Consider the following 17,288-nt stretch of genomic DNA (forward strand, 5'->3'; position numbering starts at 1 on the left):
ACGCCCCGGCCTAGGCGGTTTCGTTGTCGACAAACCAGCGATAGGCCTGGGCGATCCCATCTTCGAGGTCGATCGTCGGTTTCCAGCCCATCGCGGTGATTGTCGACCCGTCCATGAGCTTGCGCGGCGTGCCGTCGGGCCTGGAGGTGTCATGTTCGATGGTGCCTTCGAATCGCACGACCTTGCACACGGTTTCGGCCAGTTCATTGATGGTCAGGTCGCTACCCGACCCCACGTTGACATGGCTTTCGCCCGAATAATTCTGGAGCAGGAAAATGCAGGCTGCGGCGAGATCGTCGACATGCAGGAATTCGCGTCGCGGCGTGCCCGTACCCCAAACCGTGATTGCGCTGTCGCCCGCCAGCTTGGCCGCGTGCGCCTTGCGAATCAGCGCGGGCAGCACATGGCTCGATTTCTCGTCGAAATTGTCGCCCGGCCCATAGAGATTGGTCGGCATCGCACTGATGAAGTTCGCGCCATACTGGCGGCGATAGGCTTGGCACAGCTTGATCCCGGCGATCTTGGCGATGGCATACCATTCGTTGGTCGGTTCGAGCGGGCCTGTCAGAAGCGCGTCTTCCGCGATCGGCTGCGGGGCAAGTTTCGGGTAGATGCAGGAGGATCCGAGGAAGAGCAGCTTTTCGGTATCATGACGATGCGCGGCCTCGATCAGGTTCGCTTCGATCATCAGATTGTCGTATAGAAATTCCGCCGGATAGCTCTCGTTGGCGAGGATCCCGCCGACCCTCGCCGCTGCGACGATGACGACATCGGGCCGGTTGTCCGCAAACCAGCCGCGCACATGCGCCTGTTCGCGCAGGTCCACCGAACGATCGGCGGTCTGGACGAGGCAGTTTTCGTGCCGCAAGCGGCGCACCAGCGCCGAGCCGACCATGCCGCGATGGCCCGCAACATAAACACGCTTGCCCGCGAGCGCGAAGGGCAGGTCGGTCAAGCTGCGCTCTCTGTGCTGTCGATCCAGCCGCCACCGATGACCCGATCGCCGGCATAGATCACCCCCGCCTGCCCCGGCGCGACGCCGAATTCGGGCTGCTCGAACGTGATGCGGGTGGTTGCGCCATCGCCGAGCGACCCGTCCAGCGTGATCGGCACCGGCTTCGCCAGCGAGCGGACTTTCGCGGTCAACGGCACATCCGGCAGTGGGCCGATGCGGTTGGTTTCGATCACCGATGCCGCCTGGACTGCGAGCAAGCGCTTGGGGCCGACCTTGACCCGGCTCGCTGCGGCATCGAGGCCGACGACGTACAGCGGCTCCGGCTGGCCGCCGATTTCCAGGCCGCGGCGCTGGCCGACGGTGTAATGCACGATGCCCTTGTGCTGCCCCAGCACTTCGCCGGTCTGCGCATGGACGATATCGCCCGGCGTGCCGCCTTCGGGGCGCATTGTCTTGACGATTTTGGCGTAATCGCCGTCCGGCACGAAGCAGATGTCCTGGCTGTCGGGCTTAGCCGCATTGCGCAGGCCCGCCGCCTCGGCGAGTTCGCGCACCGCGGTCTTGGGCAGGTCGCCGAGCGGGAAGCGCAGGAAGTCGAGCTGAGTTTCCGTTGTGCCATAGAGAAAATAGGACTGGTCGCGCGCCGGATCGAGGGCGCGGTGCAATTCAGGTCCGTGCTCGCCCGCCACGCGGCGGACATAATGGCCGGTGGCGAGGCAATCGGCCCCGAGTTCGCGCGCCATGCGCAGCAGGTCGGTAAACTTGGGGCCCATATTGCAGCGAATGCAGGGCACCGGCGTGCGCCCGCTGAGATAATCGTCGGCGAACTGTTCGACCACATCCTCGCGAAAGGCGCTTTCGTGGTCGAAGACGTAATGCGCGATCCCCAGCCGGTCGGCGACCGCCCTCGCATCCTGGATATCGTCGCCCGCGCAGCACGCCCCCTTGCGACCCGTCGCTGCGCCGTAATCGTAGAGCTGCAGCGTGATGCCGATCACTTCGGCACCGCTGGCATGGGCCAGCGCGGCGACGACCGACGAATCCACCCCGCCGGACATCGCCACAACGATCCTGCTCTCGGCCGCCGGGCGCGGCAGGTCGAACATGTCCGCCGCATCGGCGGGCAGGGGGAGGGGGGCAACGGCATTCATGATCCGCGCGCATATAGACATCGCCGCGCGGACGCGAAAGGGGGCTCTGGATCGGCTGTGTTCCCGAACCAATCGACCCGCACATCCTAACCCGAAGTAAACCGCCGCTTTACTGGTTCTTGACCCTCCCCCGGTTAAGGGGCCCGGCATGTACGAACACAGTCGCCATCACTTCACTTCGCCGGAGGGCCACGCCGCAGGGCCGGGACCGCTCGACGAGATCGCGTGGCCGGAACTGGTCGCTCGCCTCGCCGCACAGCGCGATCTGCGCCGCTTGCTCCTGTCCGATCGCAGCGGCGGCCCGGCCAGCTTCAATGGCGGTGCTGCCGCCTGGCTGGCCAGCGCGGGCGGATCGAACGCAACAGGCAAACGGGATGTTAACCGCGATGCTTTAAGCGATAGCAATCAAGCAGGGGCCATTGATGCCGATGCCGCTTGTGGTGCGGCGGGAGGCGACCGAGAGATACCATGATCGAGAATCAGAAAATCCGACCGGCCCAGGTCATTGGCCCGCTGGGCGAGCCGCTGACGATGGAAGATTTGCCTTCCCCGAACACCAAGCGTTGGGTCGTGCGCCGCAAGGCGGAAGTCGTGGCGGCCGTCAATGGCGGCATGCTGACGATCGACGAAGTGCTCGAACGCTATGGGCTGACGCTGGAAGAATTCGCATCGTGGCAACGCGCGGTCGATCGCTCCGGCATGCAGGGCCTGCGCGTGACGCGGATCCAGCATTATCGCGACCTCTACGAGCGTCAGCTCAAATATTGAGGCCGCTGGTCAAACTCCGGTAAAACCTCTAGTCCTCGCTCCCTGAAAGCAGACCGCTTTCGGGGAACGATGCGTTCATCGCGCCGTTAGAGTTGCGTGACGCGTTCGTAATGGAGGAAACACAATGGGTTGGATTATTGCACTGATCGTCGGCGGTATCGCAGGCTGGCTCGCGAGTCTGGTCATGAACCGTGATGCGTCGATGGGTATATTTTGGAACATCGTCGTCGGCTGCGTCGGTTCTTTGATCGGCAACGCCATCGCCGGCCCGCTGCTGGGCATCGGCGGAAGCGTGCAGGAATTTTCGCTCACCGGGCTCATCATCGCCATCGTCGGCGCCGTGGTCCTGCTCGGGATCGTCAACCTGATCCAGCGCGGGCGCGTCCGCTAAAGCGGCGTTCCCAAGAACGATAAAAGGGGCCGTCCTTCGGGGCGGCCCTTTTTCGTTTCCGGCTTCCGACCTTGATCATGGCCTTCGTCCGGCGCATTGCGCGGTTGGTAGAGCGCGCGATTGCGCTCGCGAATCGCCGCGCCTAGGCAGTTTCGGAGCACCTTGCGCTAGGTGACTTATATAGGTAATACAGCGGCTCCCTTCGGGCCGGCGACAGGAACCGTATGAACTACCAGCCGAATGAAATTCGAAGCGATACGCCGGTCGAGGTGCGGGGCGAGTCGCTCTCCACCACCGGTTATGGCGAGCAGCGCGGGTTGCCGTGGCGTCTGATCGTGCTCGGCATCCTGATCGTCGGCGCGCTGGTCGCGGCATGGTATTTCTTCGGCCAGGGTTCCGGAACCGCCGTCCCCGCGGCGGACCGGGACGACCAGGCGCCGCGCATCACGGTGGTGACGCCGGGCCGCACCACCATCGAAGGCACGATCAGCGCGACCGGTTCGCTCGCTGCACGGCGCGAAATGCCGGTCGGTGTCGTCGGCGAAGGCGGGCGGGTGGTTTCGGTGCCGGTGGAACAGGGCCAGTGGGTCCGCGCCGGCCAGGTCCTCGCTTCGATCGACCAGTCCGTGCAGAGCCAGCAGGCCCGCGCGCAGGCGGCGCAGATCGAAGTCGCCCGCGCCGATGCCGAACTTGCGCAGTCGAACCTCGACCGCGCATTGCAACTGGTCGAGCGCGGTTTCATCTCCAAGGCCGACGTCGATCGCCTCACGGCTACGCGCGATGCGGCGCGGGCCCGTGTCCAGGTGGCGCAGGCCCAGCTCAACGAATTGCGCGCGCGCAACGCCCGGCTCAATATCGTCGCCCCCGCTGCCGGCCTGCTGCTCGAACGCAATGTCGAGCCGGGTGCAACCGTCAGTGCGGGCTCGCCACCGCTGTTCCGCATCGCCCGTGGCGGCGAGATGGAATTGCGCGCGCAAGTCGGCGAAAGCGACCTCGCCCGGCTTTCGGTCGGCGTGCAGGCCTCGGTCGTGCCCTCGGGCACCGACAAGAGTTTCGTCGGCCAGATCTGGCAGCTCGCGCCCACCATCGATGCGCAGAATCGCCAGGGTACGGCGCGCATCGCGCTGCCTTACGCACCCGAGCTTCGCCCCGGCGGCTTCGCCACGGCGACGATCCAGAGCGGCACGGTGGTCGCACCGATGCTGCCCGAATCGGCAATTCTTTCCGATGACGACGGCGCCTTCGTCTATATCGTCGATGCCGAGAACAAGGCGCGCCGCCGCGGCGTCACGACCGGGATCGTGACGCGTGACGGCATCGCCGTCATCGATGGCCTCGACGGAAGCGAGAAGGTCGTCCTGCGCGCCGGCGGATTCCTGACCGAAGGCGAGACCATCGCACCGCAGCAGGCGGACGCAGAGACCCGGACCGGGGGCTGATCGGCATGAACTTCCGCAACATCTCCGCCTGGTCGATCCGCAACCCGACGATACCGCTGGTCTTCTTCACCGCGATCCTGTTCGCCGGGATCATGGCCTTCGTGCGTATGGATGTCGTCAACAATCCCGACATCGAATTCCCGGCCGTGGACGTTACCATCGCGCAACCCGGCGCCGCGCCGACCGAGATCGAGAACCAGATCACCCAGCGGGTCGAATCGGCCGTGCGGTCGATCAACGGCGTCAGCACGATCAACTCGACCGCGCGCGAAGGCAGCTCGAATACCTTCATCGAATTCGAGATCGGCGTCGATCCCAACGATGCCGTGATCGAAGTCAAGAACGCGATCGATTCCATACGCGGCAGCCTGCCTGACGGGATCCTCGAGCCGCGCGTCAGCAAGGTCGAGATTTCCGGCGGTTTTCTGGGTATTTACGCGGTCGAAGCCAACGACATGACGATCGAGCAGCTGAGCTGGTTTATCGACGATTCGATCGCCAAGCGTCTGCTTGGCATCGAAGGCATGGCGGAAGTCGGCCGTTTCGGCGGCGTCGACCGCGAAATCGAAGTCGTGCTCGACCTGCCCAAGATGCAGGCTTTCGGCGTCACCGCCAGCCAGATCAACTCGGTGCTGCGCCAGACCAATATCGATGCTGCCGGCGGGGCTGCCGAGGTCGGCGGTACGCGGCAGTCGGTTCGTGTTCTCGGCAATACCGAGACCGCTTACGAACTGTCGCAGCGCCAGATCCAGCTCGGCAACGGCCGCACGATCAAGCTCGCCGACGTCGCCCGCGTGCGCGACGGTTACAGCGAACGCACCTCGATCTCCAAGGTGCGCGACAAGGAAGTGGTGAATTTCTACATGTCGCGCGCCAAGGGCGCGTCTGACGTCACCGTTTTCTACGAGGCGCTCGACATCATCGCCGAGATCGAGGCCGAAAATCCCGGCGTGAAGTTCATTCCGCTGTTCAACACGGTCAAATACACCGAGGAGCAATATACCAGCTCGATGGCCGCCATGATCGAAGGCGCGATCCTCGCCGTGATCGTGGTGTTCTTCTTCCTGCGCGACTGGCGCGCGACGATCATTTCCGCCGTCGCCATCCCGCTTTCGGCCATCCCGACGTTCTGGTTCATGGACCTGCTGGGCTTCAATTTGAACCAGCTCTCGCTGCTGGCGCTGGCGCTGGTGGCCGGCGTGCTGGTCGACGACGCGATCGTGGAGATCGAGAACATCGTCAGACACATGCGCATGGGCAAATCCGCCTATCAGGCCAGTATCGATGCGGCCGACGAGATCGGCCTGCCGGTCGTCGCGACCAGTTTCTGTATCGTTGCGGTGTTCCTGCCGGTCGGGCTGATGCCGGGCATTTCCGGGCAGTTCTTCAAGAACTTCGGTATCACCGTCGTCATCGCGGTGCTGATGTCGCTGGCGGTGGCGCGGATGATCACGCCGATGCTGGCGGCCTATTTCCTCAAGGCCAAGGGTCACGCCGCGCATGGCGAAGGCCCGTGGATGGATCGCTACATGAATGTGCTGCGCTGGTCGCTCGACCGCGGCAAGATGTACGCACGCCGCGAGGGGGTGGAGCCGCCCAAGCGGCGCTGGGCCTACGCGCTGAGCTTCATCCTGGTAATCCTGTTGCTGCTGGCAGTGCCCGCTGCGGCCGTCTTTCTCAGTTTCAATGCTATCCAAGGCCTCGGTATCTCCAGCTCTATCGTCGCCTCGCTATCGGGCGGGGAACCGTCGGACTTCGCGGACCTGGTCGGCCGGCTTGTTACCCTCGTCTTCTACGCCGTGGCTCTTGCCCTTGGTTTCGTGGCCGGACTTGCGCTCATCAAGCTGCTCGGCTTCGTGGCCCGCCTGTTTGGAGAACGCATCGCGATGTCGTGGCGATATCTGGAGGCGCGCTTCTACGATCACCGCGCCTGGATGCTGAGCACCGGATACTTTGCACTGCTGCTCACGGTCCTGCTGTTCATGAACACGCCGACGCAGTTCCAGCCGACGATCGACGACGACAACAGCCGGGTCGAGATCGAGATGGTGCCGGGGACCACGCTGGAGACCACCGAACGCGTTGCCGATAGCGTGGCGGAACTGCTTTACGAACAGCCCGAAGTCGAACGCGCTCTCGAGCGGGTACGTGAAGGTCAGGCGACGATCTACATCACCCTGACCGACGACCGCGAGCGCACCTCCATCGAGTTCGAGCGCGAACTCGCTCCGGTGCTGGCGCAGGTTCCGGACGCGCGGATTCGGTTCCAGTCGCAATCGGGCGGTTTCGGCAGCGGGCGCGACCTGACGGTCATGCTCGCCGGATCGAATCCGGACCTGCTGGAAGAAACCGCGGCAACGCTGGTCGAGCAGATGAAGGGTATCGATACGCTCGTCGCGCCGCGCATCAGCGCCGATATCAACCGTCCCGAGATCATCATCACGCCGCGCCCCGATATCGCCGCCGAACTGGGTGTCACCACCGCCGCGCTGAGCCAGACGATCCGCATCGCGACGCTCGGCGAAATCGAGCAGAATGCCGCCAAGTTCTCGCTCAGCGACCGCCAGATCCCGATCCGGGTGAAATTGCCCCAGAGCTCGCGCGAAAACCTCGGCACAATCGAGAACTTGCCGGTGCCGACGCTCACCGGGGGGACCGTGCCGCTCTCGCGCGTAGCCGAGGTCAGCTTCGGCTCCGGCCCGACGGCAATCCAGCGCTACAACCAGAACCGCCGCGTGCTGGTCGGCGCGGATCTGGGCCAGGGCGTCATCAAGGGCGAAGCACAGGCCGAGGTCGATCAGCTACCGATCCTGCAGGACCTGCCACAGGGCGTCGTCCGCGATGTGGTCGGCGAAGACCAATGGCAGCAGGAGCTGGTCAACAGCCTCTTCATTGCCGTCATCGCCGGTTTCCTGCTGGTCTTCGCGGTGCTGGTGCTGCTCTACAAGCGGCTTATGAGCCCGCTGGTCAACATGACCTCGCTGCTCCTCGCACCGCTGGGCGGCATCTTCCTCGTCTGGCTGGTCGGCCAGCCGCAATCGATGCCGGTCTATATCGGCATCCTGCTCCTGCTCGGCATCGTGTCGAAGAACTCGATCCTGCTGATCGACTTTGCGATCGAGGAAATGGCCACCGGTCGCCGCAAGCTCGAAGCGATCGTCGATGCCGGCCACAAGCGTGCACAGCCGATCGTCATGACCACCGTGGCCATGACCGCGGGTATGGTCCCGATCGCTTTTTCCGGCCTGCTCGGCTCCGGCGACGGAGCCTGGCGCGCGCCGATGGGCACGATGGTCATCGGCGGCCTCATCATGTCGACCGTCCTCACGCTGCTTATCGTTCCTGCCGGCTTCAGCTTGGCGGACGGGCTCGAGCGCCGTATGGGTCCGTGGATGCGCCAGAAGTTCCTCACCTTCAAACCCGGTGACGACACCCGTCCGATTGGTGACGGGCCAGAGGCGCAACCGGCCGAGTGAAGCCGCTTTCCAGCCAGCCGATCGAGGCGGCGGGGTCCGACCTGCTGGTCGATCGCGCGCGCACCATGCGCATCACCGCCACGCTGATGCTGGTGGCGATGGCGGGGATCTTCATCGTTACCCACCGGTTGCTCGATCTCCATCCGGCCTGGGGCTATGTGAATGCCTTCGCCGAAGCGGCGATGGTCGGCGGACTTGCCGACTGGTTCGCCGTCACGGCCCTGTTCCGTCACCCGCTCGGCCTGCCGATCCCGCACACGGCGATCATCCCGGAGAACAAGGATCGGATCGCCGATACGATGGCGCAGTTCCTGCGCACCAATTTCCTGACGCCCCAGGTCGTCGCGCGGCGGATGCAGGGCATGAACGTGGCGCAGGCGGCGGGCGATTTCCTCGTTGCGCCGGGCACCGACACGCGTTCGCGCATTACCGGCGGCGCGGCGGAGCTGATGGCCGAAGTGCTCGAGTCGCTCGATCCCGACCGGCTGGGCATCCAGGTCCGCACCGGCCTCGCCTCGCAAGCTACCAAGATCGATGTCGCTCCGCTGCTCGGGCGGATGCTGGAGGGCGCGATCACCGACAAGCGCCATATGCCCTTGATGGACGGCTTCATCCGCTGGACCGGCCTCACGCTGGAGGACAACGAGGAAATGGTCCGCGATATTATCCACCAGCGCGCCAACGCCGTGCTGCGGTGGACCGGTCTCGACGAGCGGATTTCCGGCTCGGTGCTGGACGGGCTTTACCGCCTGCTGGCGGAAGTGCTGGTCGATCCCGAGCATCCTCTTCGTGGCAAGATCGAGGAGGGGCTGGAGAAGCTCGCGAGCGATCTGCAGACCGATCCGAAAACGCGCGAGCGTGTCGAGGAAATCAAGCGCGACCTGCTGGAAAATCCCGCCGTCGCCGAATGGTGGATGGGCGTGTGGGAGCGTATCCGCCTGTCGCTGATCCGCCGCGCCCGCGACCCCAATAGCGCGCTCGGCGGAGAGATGCGCAAGGGCCTCGCCGAACTCGGCAAGGCATTACAGCACGATCCGCGTTTGCAGCGCCAGATCAATCTTTTCGCTCGCCGCACTGCCGTGGGTATTGCCACCCGCTATGGCGAGCAGATCGTCCAGCTGGTCTCGGAAACGGTCAGACGCTGGGACGCCACTACGGTCACTGACCGCATCGAAGGCGCGGTCGGCCGCGATCTCCAATTTATCCGCATCAACGGAACGCTGGTGGGCGGGCTGGTGGGGCTCACGATCCACGCGGTGATCAGCCTGACGTGAGGCGAAAAAAAGCCCGGGGGGTGAGGCCCGGGCTTTTTCGATGATTGCGGTGTTTCGGCTCAGAGCTTTTCCATCAGCTCCGGCACGACCTTGTAGAGATCGCCGACCAGGCCGATGTCGGCCACCTGGAAGATCGGGGCGTCCTCGTCCTTGTTGATGGCGATGATGGTTTTGGAGTCCTTCATGCCGGCCAGGTGCTGGATCGCGCCCGAAATACCGATCGCGATATAGACTTCCGGGGCGACGATCTTGCCGGTCTGGCCGACCTGGTAGTCGTTGGGCACGTAGCCAGCATCGACCGCGGCGCGCGAGGCGCCGATGCCTGCGCCGAGCTTGTCGGCGAGCGGCGTGATATATTGCTCGAAGGTCTCGGCGTCCTTGAGCGCGCGGCCGCCCGAGACGATGACCTTGGCGCTGGTCAGCTCGGGGCGCTCGCTCTCGGCGATTTCCTGGCTGACGAATTGCGAGAGGCCTTCGCCGGTCGGGCCGCTTACAGCCTCGACCGTGCCCGAGCCGCCTTCGGCTTCGGCTTTGTCGAAAGCAGTGCCGCGCACCGTGATGACGAGCTTCTCGTCGCTCGATTGCACGGTCGCGATGGCGTTGCCGGCATAGATCGGGCGGGTGAAGGTCTTGTCGCCTTCGACCGAGAGAATGTCCGAAATCTGCATGACGTCGAGCAGCGCAGCGACGCGCGGCGCGATGTTCTTGCCGGTCGTGGTGGCAGGCGCGACGAAGGCATCGTGATGGCCCATCTGATCGACGATCAGCGGCGCGACGTTCTCAGCGAGCGCGTGCTCGTATGCCGGGTCGTCGGCCAGGTGAACCTTGCCCACGCCCGCAATCTTGGCGGCGGCATCGGCCACGCCCGCGCAGCCCGAGCCAGCGACCAGCAGGTGGACTTCGCCCAGCTGCGATGCGGCGGTGACGGCGGACAGCGTCGCGTCCTTCATTTCGTTGTTGTCGTGCTCGACCCAAACCAATGTCTTCATGTGGATCTACCTCAATTTCCGTTCGGGCTGAGCTTGTCGAAGCCCTGTACTTTTTTCTGTCCCGATGCCCTCAAAGTAAGGACAACCCTTCGACAAGCTCAGGGCGAACGGGGAATGCGGGATTTATGCGATGCCCAGCGCCTTGATCTTGGCGACGAGCGCATCGACGTCTTCGACCTTCTCGCCGGCCTGCCGCACGGGCGGCTCGGCAACGTTGGTGGTGGTCAGGCGCGGCGCGATGTCGACGCCGTAATCGGCGGGCGACTTGGTATCGAGCGGCTTCTTCTTGGCCTTCATGATGTTGGGCAGCGAAGCATAGCGCGGCTCGTTCAGGCGCAGGTCGGTGGTGATGATCGCCGGGAGCGTCAGCTTGACGGTTTCGAGACCGCCGTCGACTTCGCGCTTGACGGTCACGCTGTCGCCGTCGACCTCGACGGTGTTGGCGAATGTGCCTTGCGGGCGGCCCGTGAGGGCGGCGAGCATCTGGCCGGTCTGGTTGCTGTCGTCCGAAATCGACTGCTTGCCGAGCATCACGATGCCGGGCTGTTCCTCTTCGGCGATCGCCTTGAGGATCTTGGCGACGGCGAGCGGTTCGACTTCATCATCGGTCTCGACCAGGATCGCGCGGTCGGCGCCCATGGCGAGGGCGGTGCGCAGGGTTTCCTGCGCCTTGGCCGGACCGATGGAGACAGCGACGATTTCTTCCGCCTTGCCCGCTTCCTTGATCCGGATCGCTTCTTCGACAGCGATCTCGTCGAACGGGTTCATGCTCATCTTGACGTTGGCCAGGTCGACGCCGGAACCATCCGCCTTGACGCGCGGCTTCACGTTATAGTCGATCACCCGTTTGACGGGGACGAGGATTTTCATGGGAAGTCCTTCCTCTCAAAAGAATCATTGGCAGCAATCGTTGCCACCGGCCTAGCTTGCGTTTACGTAAACGTCAAGTTTAGGCGGTCGACGCCGAATGCGCGAAAACGCTGGATTTCTCTCGCTTTCCGAGGCTGCGAGGTCAAGCTGACTTTTGGACGGGGGTCGGATTCGCGAATGTGGTAAAGGGCACATGCAAGCAAAGGGAGAGGACAGCATGCGGGGTTTGGTGTCGAGATTGACCATCGGCCTGGTGGCGCTGGCCACGCCACTGGCGGCGCAGGAAACGCGTGTGGGCGAGGAGGGGTTCATCTCGCCGCCAGCCACGCTCGAGCAGATGGACTGGCTCATCGGGCAGTGGGTCGGCGACGGGATCGGCGGCGCCCCGGCCATGGAGAGCTGGCTGCCGCCGACAGGTGGAACGATGGTCGGCACATTCGTCCAACAGAGCGCGGACGGTCCGATCCATTTCACCGAACATCTCTACCTGATGGAAGAAGAGGGCACGCTGGTGCTGCGCCTCAAGCATTTCCATGCCGACCTCAAAGGCTGGGAGGAGAAGGACGATATGTTGACCTTCCGGCTCGTCGCGATCGAACCGTGCGCGGCCTTTTTCCATGCCCTGACGCTGCGCTGCGCGGACTCTGAGAAACCCGGTGAAGGCCTCGTTGCAGCAGTGCGCATGAGCTCGGGAAATGAGCTGCTCTTCAATTTCGACGCTATGTAGGCATGACGCCGATCCCACGGTCACGGCAGTCAAAGCCCGACCGGGCGCCCGCAGCGGGTGCGGCTTGCCGCACATCTACCGAGGACGAGGGCGCGGATGCGCCTTCGCAAAAAGCTACGCCGCCTGCTTCACTTCGGCGACGATCTTGCGCGCTGCGTCGCCCAGATCGTCCGCCGGAACGATCGGCAGGCCCGAATTGGCGAGGATGTCCTTGCCCTTCTCGACATTGGTGCCCTCGAGGCGGACCACCAACGGCACGTCCAATTCGACTTCCTTGGCCGCTACTACAATGCCCTCGGCGATCGTGTCGCAACGCATGATGCCGCCGAAGATGTTGACGAGGATGCCTTCGACCGCCGGGTCCTTGAGGATGATCTTGAAGGCCGCAGTGACCTTCTCGGTCGTCGCCCCGCCGCCGACGTCGAGGAAGTTGGCAGGGAACGCGCCGTTCAATTTGATGATGTCCATCGTCGCCATGGCGAGGCCTGCGCCGTTGACCATGCAGCCGATATTGCCGTCGAGCTTGATGTAGGCGAGATCGTATTCGCTGGCTTCGACTTCGGCCGGGTCTTCCTCGGTCTCGTCGCGCATCTCTTCCACGTCCTTGTGGCGATAGAGCGCGTTGCCGTCGATGCTCATCTTGGTGTCGAGCACGAGAAGCTGGCCGTCTTCGGTCTCCACGAGCGGGTTGATCTCGAGCATTTCGCAATCGAGGTCCATGAAGGCGGTGTAGAGCTGCTTGGCGAGCTTCTGCGCCTGCTTGTTGAGATCACCCGACAGCTTGAGTGCGAAAGCCACCGCGCGGCCGTGGTGCGGCATGAAGCCCTGCGCCGGGTCGATGGTGATGGTGGTGATCTTCTCCGGCGTCGAATGGGCGACTTCCTCGATATCCATCCCGCCTTCGGTGGACACTATCATGCCGACGCGACCCGAAGCCCGATCGACGACCATCGAGAGGTAGTATTCGCTGGCGATGTCGACACCGTCGGTGACGTAGAGGCGGTTGACCTGCTTGCCCTCTTCACCCGTCTGCACGGTCACCAGCGTGTTGCCCAGCATCTCCCGCGCGCTGGCTTCGACGTCCTCGATGCTCTTGGCCAAGCGCACGCCGCCCTTCGCATCGGGGCCGAGTTCCTTGAATTTGCCCTTGCCGCGGCCGCCGGCATGGATCTGCGCCTTCACGACATAGAGCGGCCCGGGGAGCTGCTTGGCACCCGCGACCGCCTCTTCGACGGTCAATGCGGCGTGGCCGGCGGGGATGCCGATGCCGTATTTCGCAAGCAGTTCCTTGGCCTGGTATTCGTGGAGGTTCATGGGGCAAATCCTGTTGACGTGAATCGGTATCGATTTGCGACGCGCCTAAGCATGGATCGTCGCGCTTGAAAAGGTGCCATTCGGGTAGCATGGCTTGACGACGAACCATGATCGATCACGCGCGCCTACAGGCGATCGTCCGCGAAGCGGGCGCAATCGCCCAATCGCATTGGCCCGGCGCGGGCCATGATCTCGACGCGTGGGAGAAGCAGCCCGGCGATCCGGTGTGCGAGGCCGACCTTGCGGTGGACTCATTCCTGAAACGCGAACTCGGCGCTCTCCTGCCGGCGGCGGGCTGGCTGTCGGAAGAGACGGCCGATGCGCCCGGAAGGCTCGACAACCGGCTGATCTGGCTGGTCGATCCGATCGACGGTACGCGCGATTTTATCCGCGGGCGCAAGGGCTGGGCGGTCTCGGTCGCACTCATCAGCGAAGGACGGCCGCTGATCGGGATGCTGAACGCTCCTGCTCGCGAGGAGGAATGGATAGCCGTTGCCGGACAGGGCGCGCAACGCAACGGCCGGCGCCTGCGCGCCTCGCAGCGGAGCACATTCGTCGGCGCGCGGATCCCTGCCGATTCGCTGATGAAGGAAGACCGCATTTTCGAAATGGTCGACAAACCCAACGGCATCGCCCTGCGCGTGGCGATGATTGCCGCCGACGAGGCCGACCTGGTGGCGACCCTGCGCTGGGGCTACGAATGGGATATAGGTGCCGCGACGCTGATCGCGCGGGAAGCGGGCGCGGCAATCAGCGATGCATGGGGCAACCCGCTCGGCTACAACAAACGCGATCCGAGAGCCTTCGGCCTGTTGGTCAGCGCGCCCGGCATTCACGCCGAGGCTGTGACGCACCTGAAGCGGCGCGCCGAGCATTATACGAGGAAATTCGCCGACAAGCTGAAATAGCGAAAGGGCCGGCATTGCTGCCGACCCTTCCCGTTCTGCCGCGGGGGCAGAGCTATGCGATGTCGCTTGGCCCTTCGATTACTGGGCGCGGGCGCGAGCCACATCGTCTTGGCTGATCGGCGTAATCTTGATCTCGACGCGACGGTTGAGCGGCTCGTTGACATTGTCTGCAGTCTGGATCCGCAGATATTCGCGGCGTTCGCCGTAACCCTGGGTTGCGATCCGCGAACGCGCAACGCCGCGTGCGACAAGATAGTCGGCCACGGTTTGGGCGCGGCTTTCCGACAATTGCTGGTTGAGCGCATCGGAACCGGTCGTGTCGGTGAAACCGTACACATCTATCAGGCTGTTGGGATAACGCTTGAGCGATTCGGCGATCTCGTTGAGCGTAGGATAGAATGCCGAATTGATCCGTGCCGATCCGCTGGCGAAGGTGACACCGTCCGGAAGGCGGACGAGGATCGCATCCTGGTCGCCAACTTCCTCGACATCGACGCCGCTCCCGGCGGTCTGTTCGTCGAGCTCGCGGATCTGGTCGTCGAACTGGTCGCCGATCACGGCTCCGGCCGTACCGCCGATGCCCGCGCCGATAATCCGTGCGGCATCGCCGCCGACAACGCCGCCGAGCAGGTAGCCGAGCGTACCGCCTACGGCAGCTCCGATGCCGGTGCGCGAAACTTTCTGCTCACCGGTGTTCGGGTCGGTAACGCAGGCCGAAACGCTGAACAGCGATACGGCAGCCAGCGAAGATACGAGAACGCGTGATTTAGTCATTTCCAATGTCCCTCTTGTATCGCGCGGCTACCCCCGCGCAGGGGATTTGCGACGCCCCACCAGCATCTCATGCTCTACCAACTCGCAAACCCTTCCGGCGTTCCAATTCTGTGGCCACCCCGAAGCGAAAGGCTGGCACGGCCCGGCAATTGTGCTAGCGCCTGCATGCCGTGACACCATTTCCCTGGCCTGACCTCTTCATTATCGCTGCCCTGATCCTGCTCAACGGGATTTTTGCCATGTCCGAGCTGGCGATCGTTTCCGCCAAGCCTACGCGGCTGAAATCGAAGGCGGAAAAAGGCAGCTCGGGGGCGCAACTTGCGCTCGACCTGGCGGCAAACCCGGGGAAATTCCTTTCTACCGTGCAGATCGGCATCACGCTGGTCGCCATCATCACCGGCGCGCTCTCGGGGGCCAGCCTCGAGGCGCCGGTGGGCGAACGCCTGGTCGCGCTGGGCATTCCGGCAGATGTGTCGGGCGAAGTCGCATTCATCGGCGTGATCGCGCTCACCACTTATTTCAGCGTGGTCGTCGGCGAGCTGGTACCCAAGCAGCTCGCTCTGCGCGCTGCTGTGCCGATCTCCGTCGTGATGTCGCGCCCGATGGCGATGCTGGCGAAGATCGCCGCGCCGATCGTCTGGATCCTCGACACCTCGTCGGGCGCGATCGTTCGCCTGTTCGGTATTCGCCCAGGCGGGCAGTCCTCGGTTACGGCCGAAGAATTGCACATGATGTTTACCGAAGCGACCAAGACCGGGGTGCTGGAGGAAGAGCAGAGCGCGATCCTGACCGGCGTCGTGCGGCTGGCAGAGCGCCCTGTGCGCGAGGTGATGACGCCGCGCACCGAGCTCGACTGGATCGACGCGGCGGCGGGCGAAGCGGAGATTTCCCGCGTGATTGCGGAAAGCCCGCATTCGCTGCTGCCGGTGGCCGAAGGCTCCAGCGACAAGGTGCTGGGCGTGATCAAAGTGCGCGAAGTGCTGGCACAGCAGGTTGCCGGCCTGCCGGTCGAACTCGCCGTCCTGATGAAGAAGCCCGAGGTCATTCCCGACCAGCTCGACGCGATGGACGCACTCCGCGTGCTGCAGCAGTCCGAAGTCGCGATGGCGATGGTCCATGACGAGTACGGCCACCTGGACGGGATCGTCACCCCGGTCGACATCCTGACCGCGATGGTCGGCGATTTCGTGAGCGACCAGGACCAAGGCGAAATGCCGGAAGTGATCGAACGCGAGGATGGCTCGCTGCTCGTTTCGGGCGCGCTTTCTGCGGATATTCTCGCCGACCGGCTGGGTCTCGACTACGGCGACGACCGCGAGTTCGCGACGGTGGCCGGCTATGCTTTGGCCGTCCTGAAGAAGCTGCCGGGCGAAGGGGAAATTTTCACCGACCAGGGCTGGCGTTTCGAGGTGCTCGATATGGACGGGCGCAAGATCGACAAGCTGCTGGTGAGCGAGGTGGGGGAAGAGGGGTAGTTGAACGCGCCGCGTAGGTGGCGGGGATGGCTACCGGGCGGTGCGCTTGTGGTTAGGTTTTGAGTTTTTGTGTTTCGCACCCCATCCGGGGTGCGGTGTCCTCGCTCAAGGGGTCCTGCGGACCCAATCGCTGCGGGCGCGCAGTCGCCCTTGCGGTCGGCTGGTCGCCGACCGTGCTCCGCGACACGATAGCAAATTCGTAAAGAAGAAAGCTTTCGTCTTCGCTGCGGCAGCACCGGGCCGGCGGAGGCCCGGCAAGCGCGACCGCGCGCCCGCAGGCGCCCCGTAGCGAAGCGAAGGGATCAGCGCTGAGGACGCTCGCCCGGATGGGCGAGCGAAAAGAAGGAAAAAGGTCATCCCCGGCCTTCAGCCGGGTATGACCGCCTGTGCCGCCTGCCCGTCACCTTCGGGTGCCGCGATGATATCACGGGTCACGCGGCCTTTGGCGACGGTATTGGTGGCGGGGTCGCCGATGGCCGAGCGGATGCCCGGGCGGGCGTCGCCGGCGCGGCTGAGCGCGGCGCTTTCGACCGAGCTGCGCGGGGCGGGGCCGCCGAACAGGGCTTCGAGCGCCTGCTCGCTGGCGGTGTCTTCGGAGGGGCGCGGTGCGCCGGGCGCGGGCGGTTCGAGGCTGAAATCGGGCGGCACCACCAGCGGCGCCTGCCGCTGGACGGCGAATTCGTCGGGCCGGTCGCGATTGAGGATACCGCCGCTAGCGCAGGATGCGAGCATGGCGCCGCCGGAAGCGAGCAGGATCAGGGAGGAAATCTTTGTCAT

General features: G+C 64.3%; 16 protein-coding genes. 9 read left to right on the plus strand and 7 right to left on the minus strand.

The features are described 5' to 3' along the window. Nucleotides 1-10: 10 nt before the first annotated feature. A complete protein-coding gene (fcl, locus tag EL2594_RS13245; RefSeq protein ID WP_011415606.1) occupies nucleotides 11-955 on the minus strand; it encodes a GDP-L-fucose synthase in 945 nt (314 codons plus the stop codon). After that, entirely contained in the window at nucleotides 952-2,106 is a 1,155-nt protein-coding gene (mnmA, locus tag EL2594_RS13250; RefSeq protein ID WP_011415607.1) for a tRNA 2-thiouridine(34) synthase MnmA, read from the minus strand. The genes fcl and mnmA overlap by 4 nt, the downstream gene beginning before the upstream one ends. Before the next feature lie 148 nt (nucleotides 2,107-2,254). On the opposite strand from mnmA, the gene EL2594_RS13255 reads away from it, so the two are divergent. The 6 genes from EL2594_RS13255 to EL2594_RS13280 all read left to right on the plus strand — a co-directional run bounded on the left by EL2594_RS13255 (nucleotide 2,255) and on the right by EL2594_RS13280 (nucleotide 9,454). After that, on the plus strand, nucleotides 2,255-2,578 hold the full coding sequence (locus EL2594_RS13255) for a hypothetical protein (RefSeq protein WP_011415608.1): 324 nt from the start codon (nucleotides 2,255-2,257) through the stop codon (nucleotides 2,576-2,578). Further along, the gene (locus EL2594_RS13260) at nucleotides 2,575-2,874 is read left to right on the plus strand and encodes a DUF1153 domain-containing protein (RefSeq protein ID WP_011415609.1); all 300 of its coding nucleotides are present in this window, start codon (nucleotides 2,575-2,577) and stop codon (nucleotides 2,872-2,874) included. Before EL2594_RS13255 ends, EL2594_RS13260 begins: the two co-directional genes overlap by 4 nt. A 124-nt stretch (nucleotides 2,875-2,998) precedes the next feature. After that, the gene (locus EL2594_RS13265) at nucleotides 2,999-3,265 is read left to right on the plus strand and encodes a GlsB/YeaQ/YmgE family stress response membrane protein (protein ID WP_011415610.1); all 267 of its coding nucleotides are present in this window, start codon (nucleotides 2,999-3,001) and stop codon (nucleotides 3,263-3,265) included. Between the two features lie 224 nt (nucleotides 3,266-3,489). Beyond that, on the plus strand, nucleotides 3,490-4,704 hold the full coding sequence (locus tag EL2594_RS13270) for an efflux RND transporter periplasmic adaptor subunit (protein ID WP_011415611.1): 1,215 nt from the start codon (nucleotides 3,490-3,492) through the stop codon (nucleotides 4,702-4,704). Between the two features lie 5 nt (nucleotides 4,705-4,709). Continuing rightward, entirely contained in the window at nucleotides 4,710-8,180 is a 3,471-nt protein-coding gene (locus EL2594_RS13275; protein ID WP_011415612.1) for an efflux RND transporter permease subunit, read from the plus strand. 65 nt (nucleotides 8,181-8,245) lie between these two features. Continuing rightward, the gene (locus tag EL2594_RS13280; RefSeq protein ID WP_041686100.1) at nucleotides 8,246-9,454 is read left to right on the plus strand and encodes a DUF445 domain-containing protein; all 1,209 of its coding nucleotides are present in this window, start codon (nucleotides 8,246-8,248) and stop codon (nucleotides 9,452-9,454) included. A 59-nt stretch (nucleotides 9,455-9,513) separates the two neighbouring features. Here the strand turns inward: EL2594_RS13280 and EL2594_RS13285 are convergent, their stop codons facing one another. Beyond that, complete coding sequence (locus tag EL2594_RS13285) at nucleotides 9,514-10,443, minus strand: electron transfer flavoprotein subunit alpha/FixB family protein (protein WP_011415614.1); 930 nt, start codon at nucleotides 10,441-10,443, stop codon at nucleotides 9,514-9,516. 123 nt (nucleotides 10,444-10,566) lie between these two features. Further along, nucleotides 10,567-11,313, minus strand: coding sequence for an electron transfer flavoprotein subunit beta/FixA family protein (locus EL2594_RS13290; protein WP_011415615.1), 747 nt, complete (start codon nucleotides 11,311-11,313; stop codon nucleotides 10,567-10,569). Nucleotides 11,314-11,530: 217 nt separating this feature from the next. Here EL2594_RS13290 and EL2594_RS13295 point away from each other — a divergent pair, with 217 nt between their 5' ends. Next, on the plus strand, nucleotides 11,531-12,040 hold the full coding sequence (locus EL2594_RS13295; protein ID WP_155806065.1) for a DUF6265 family protein: 510 nt from the start codon (nucleotides 11,531-11,533) through the stop codon (nucleotides 12,038-12,040). A 114-nt stretch (nucleotides 12,041-12,154) separates the two neighbouring features. Here EL2594_RS13295 and sucC read toward each other — a convergent pair whose 3' ends face one another. Then, nucleotides 12,155-13,354, minus strand: a complete 1,200-nt coding sequence (gene sucC, locus EL2594_RS13300; protein ID WP_011415618.1) for an ADP-forming succinate--CoA ligase subunit beta — start codon at nucleotides 13,352-13,354, stop codon at nucleotides 12,155-12,157. A 107-nt stretch (nucleotides 13,355-13,461) separates the two neighbouring features. Here sucC and EL2594_RS13305 point away from each other — a divergent pair, with 107 nt between their 5' ends. After that, on the plus strand, nucleotides 13,462-14,262 hold the full coding sequence (locus EL2594_RS13305) for a 3'(2'),5'-bisphosphate nucleotidase CysQ (protein ID WP_011415619.1): 801 nt from the start codon (nucleotides 13,462-13,464) through the stop codon (nucleotides 14,260-14,262). Between the two features lie 78 nt (nucleotides 14,263-14,340). Here the strand turns inward: EL2594_RS13305 and EL2594_RS13310 are convergent, their stop codons facing one another. Beyond that, nucleotides 14,341-15,036 (minus strand): OmpA family protein, encoded by a 696-nt coding sequence (locus tag EL2594_RS13310; RefSeq protein WP_011415620.1) that lies wholly within the window; start codon nucleotides 15,034-15,036, stop codon nucleotides 14,341-14,343. Nucleotides 15,037-15,206: 170 nt separating this feature from the next. On the opposite strand from EL2594_RS13310, the gene EL2594_RS13315 reads away from it, so the two are divergent. Next, on the plus strand, nucleotides 15,207-16,511 hold the full coding sequence (locus EL2594_RS13315) for a hemolysin family protein (RefSeq protein WP_011415621.1): 1,305 nt from the start codon (nucleotides 15,207-15,209) through the stop codon (nucleotides 16,509-16,511). A gap of 366 nt (nucleotides 16,512-16,877) precedes the next feature. Here the strand turns inward: EL2594_RS13315 and EL2594_RS13320 are convergent, their stop codons facing one another. Continuing rightward, entirely contained in the window at nucleotides 16,878-17,288 is a 411-nt protein-coding gene (locus EL2594_RS13320) for a DUF3035 domain-containing protein (RefSeq protein ID WP_011415622.1), read from the minus strand.

The organism is Erythrobacter litoralis HTCC2594 (assembly GCF_000013005.1).
Classification (GTDB): Bacteria; Pseudomonadota; Alphaproteobacteria; order Sphingomonadales; family Sphingomonadaceae; genus Parerythrobacter; species Parerythrobacter litoralis_A.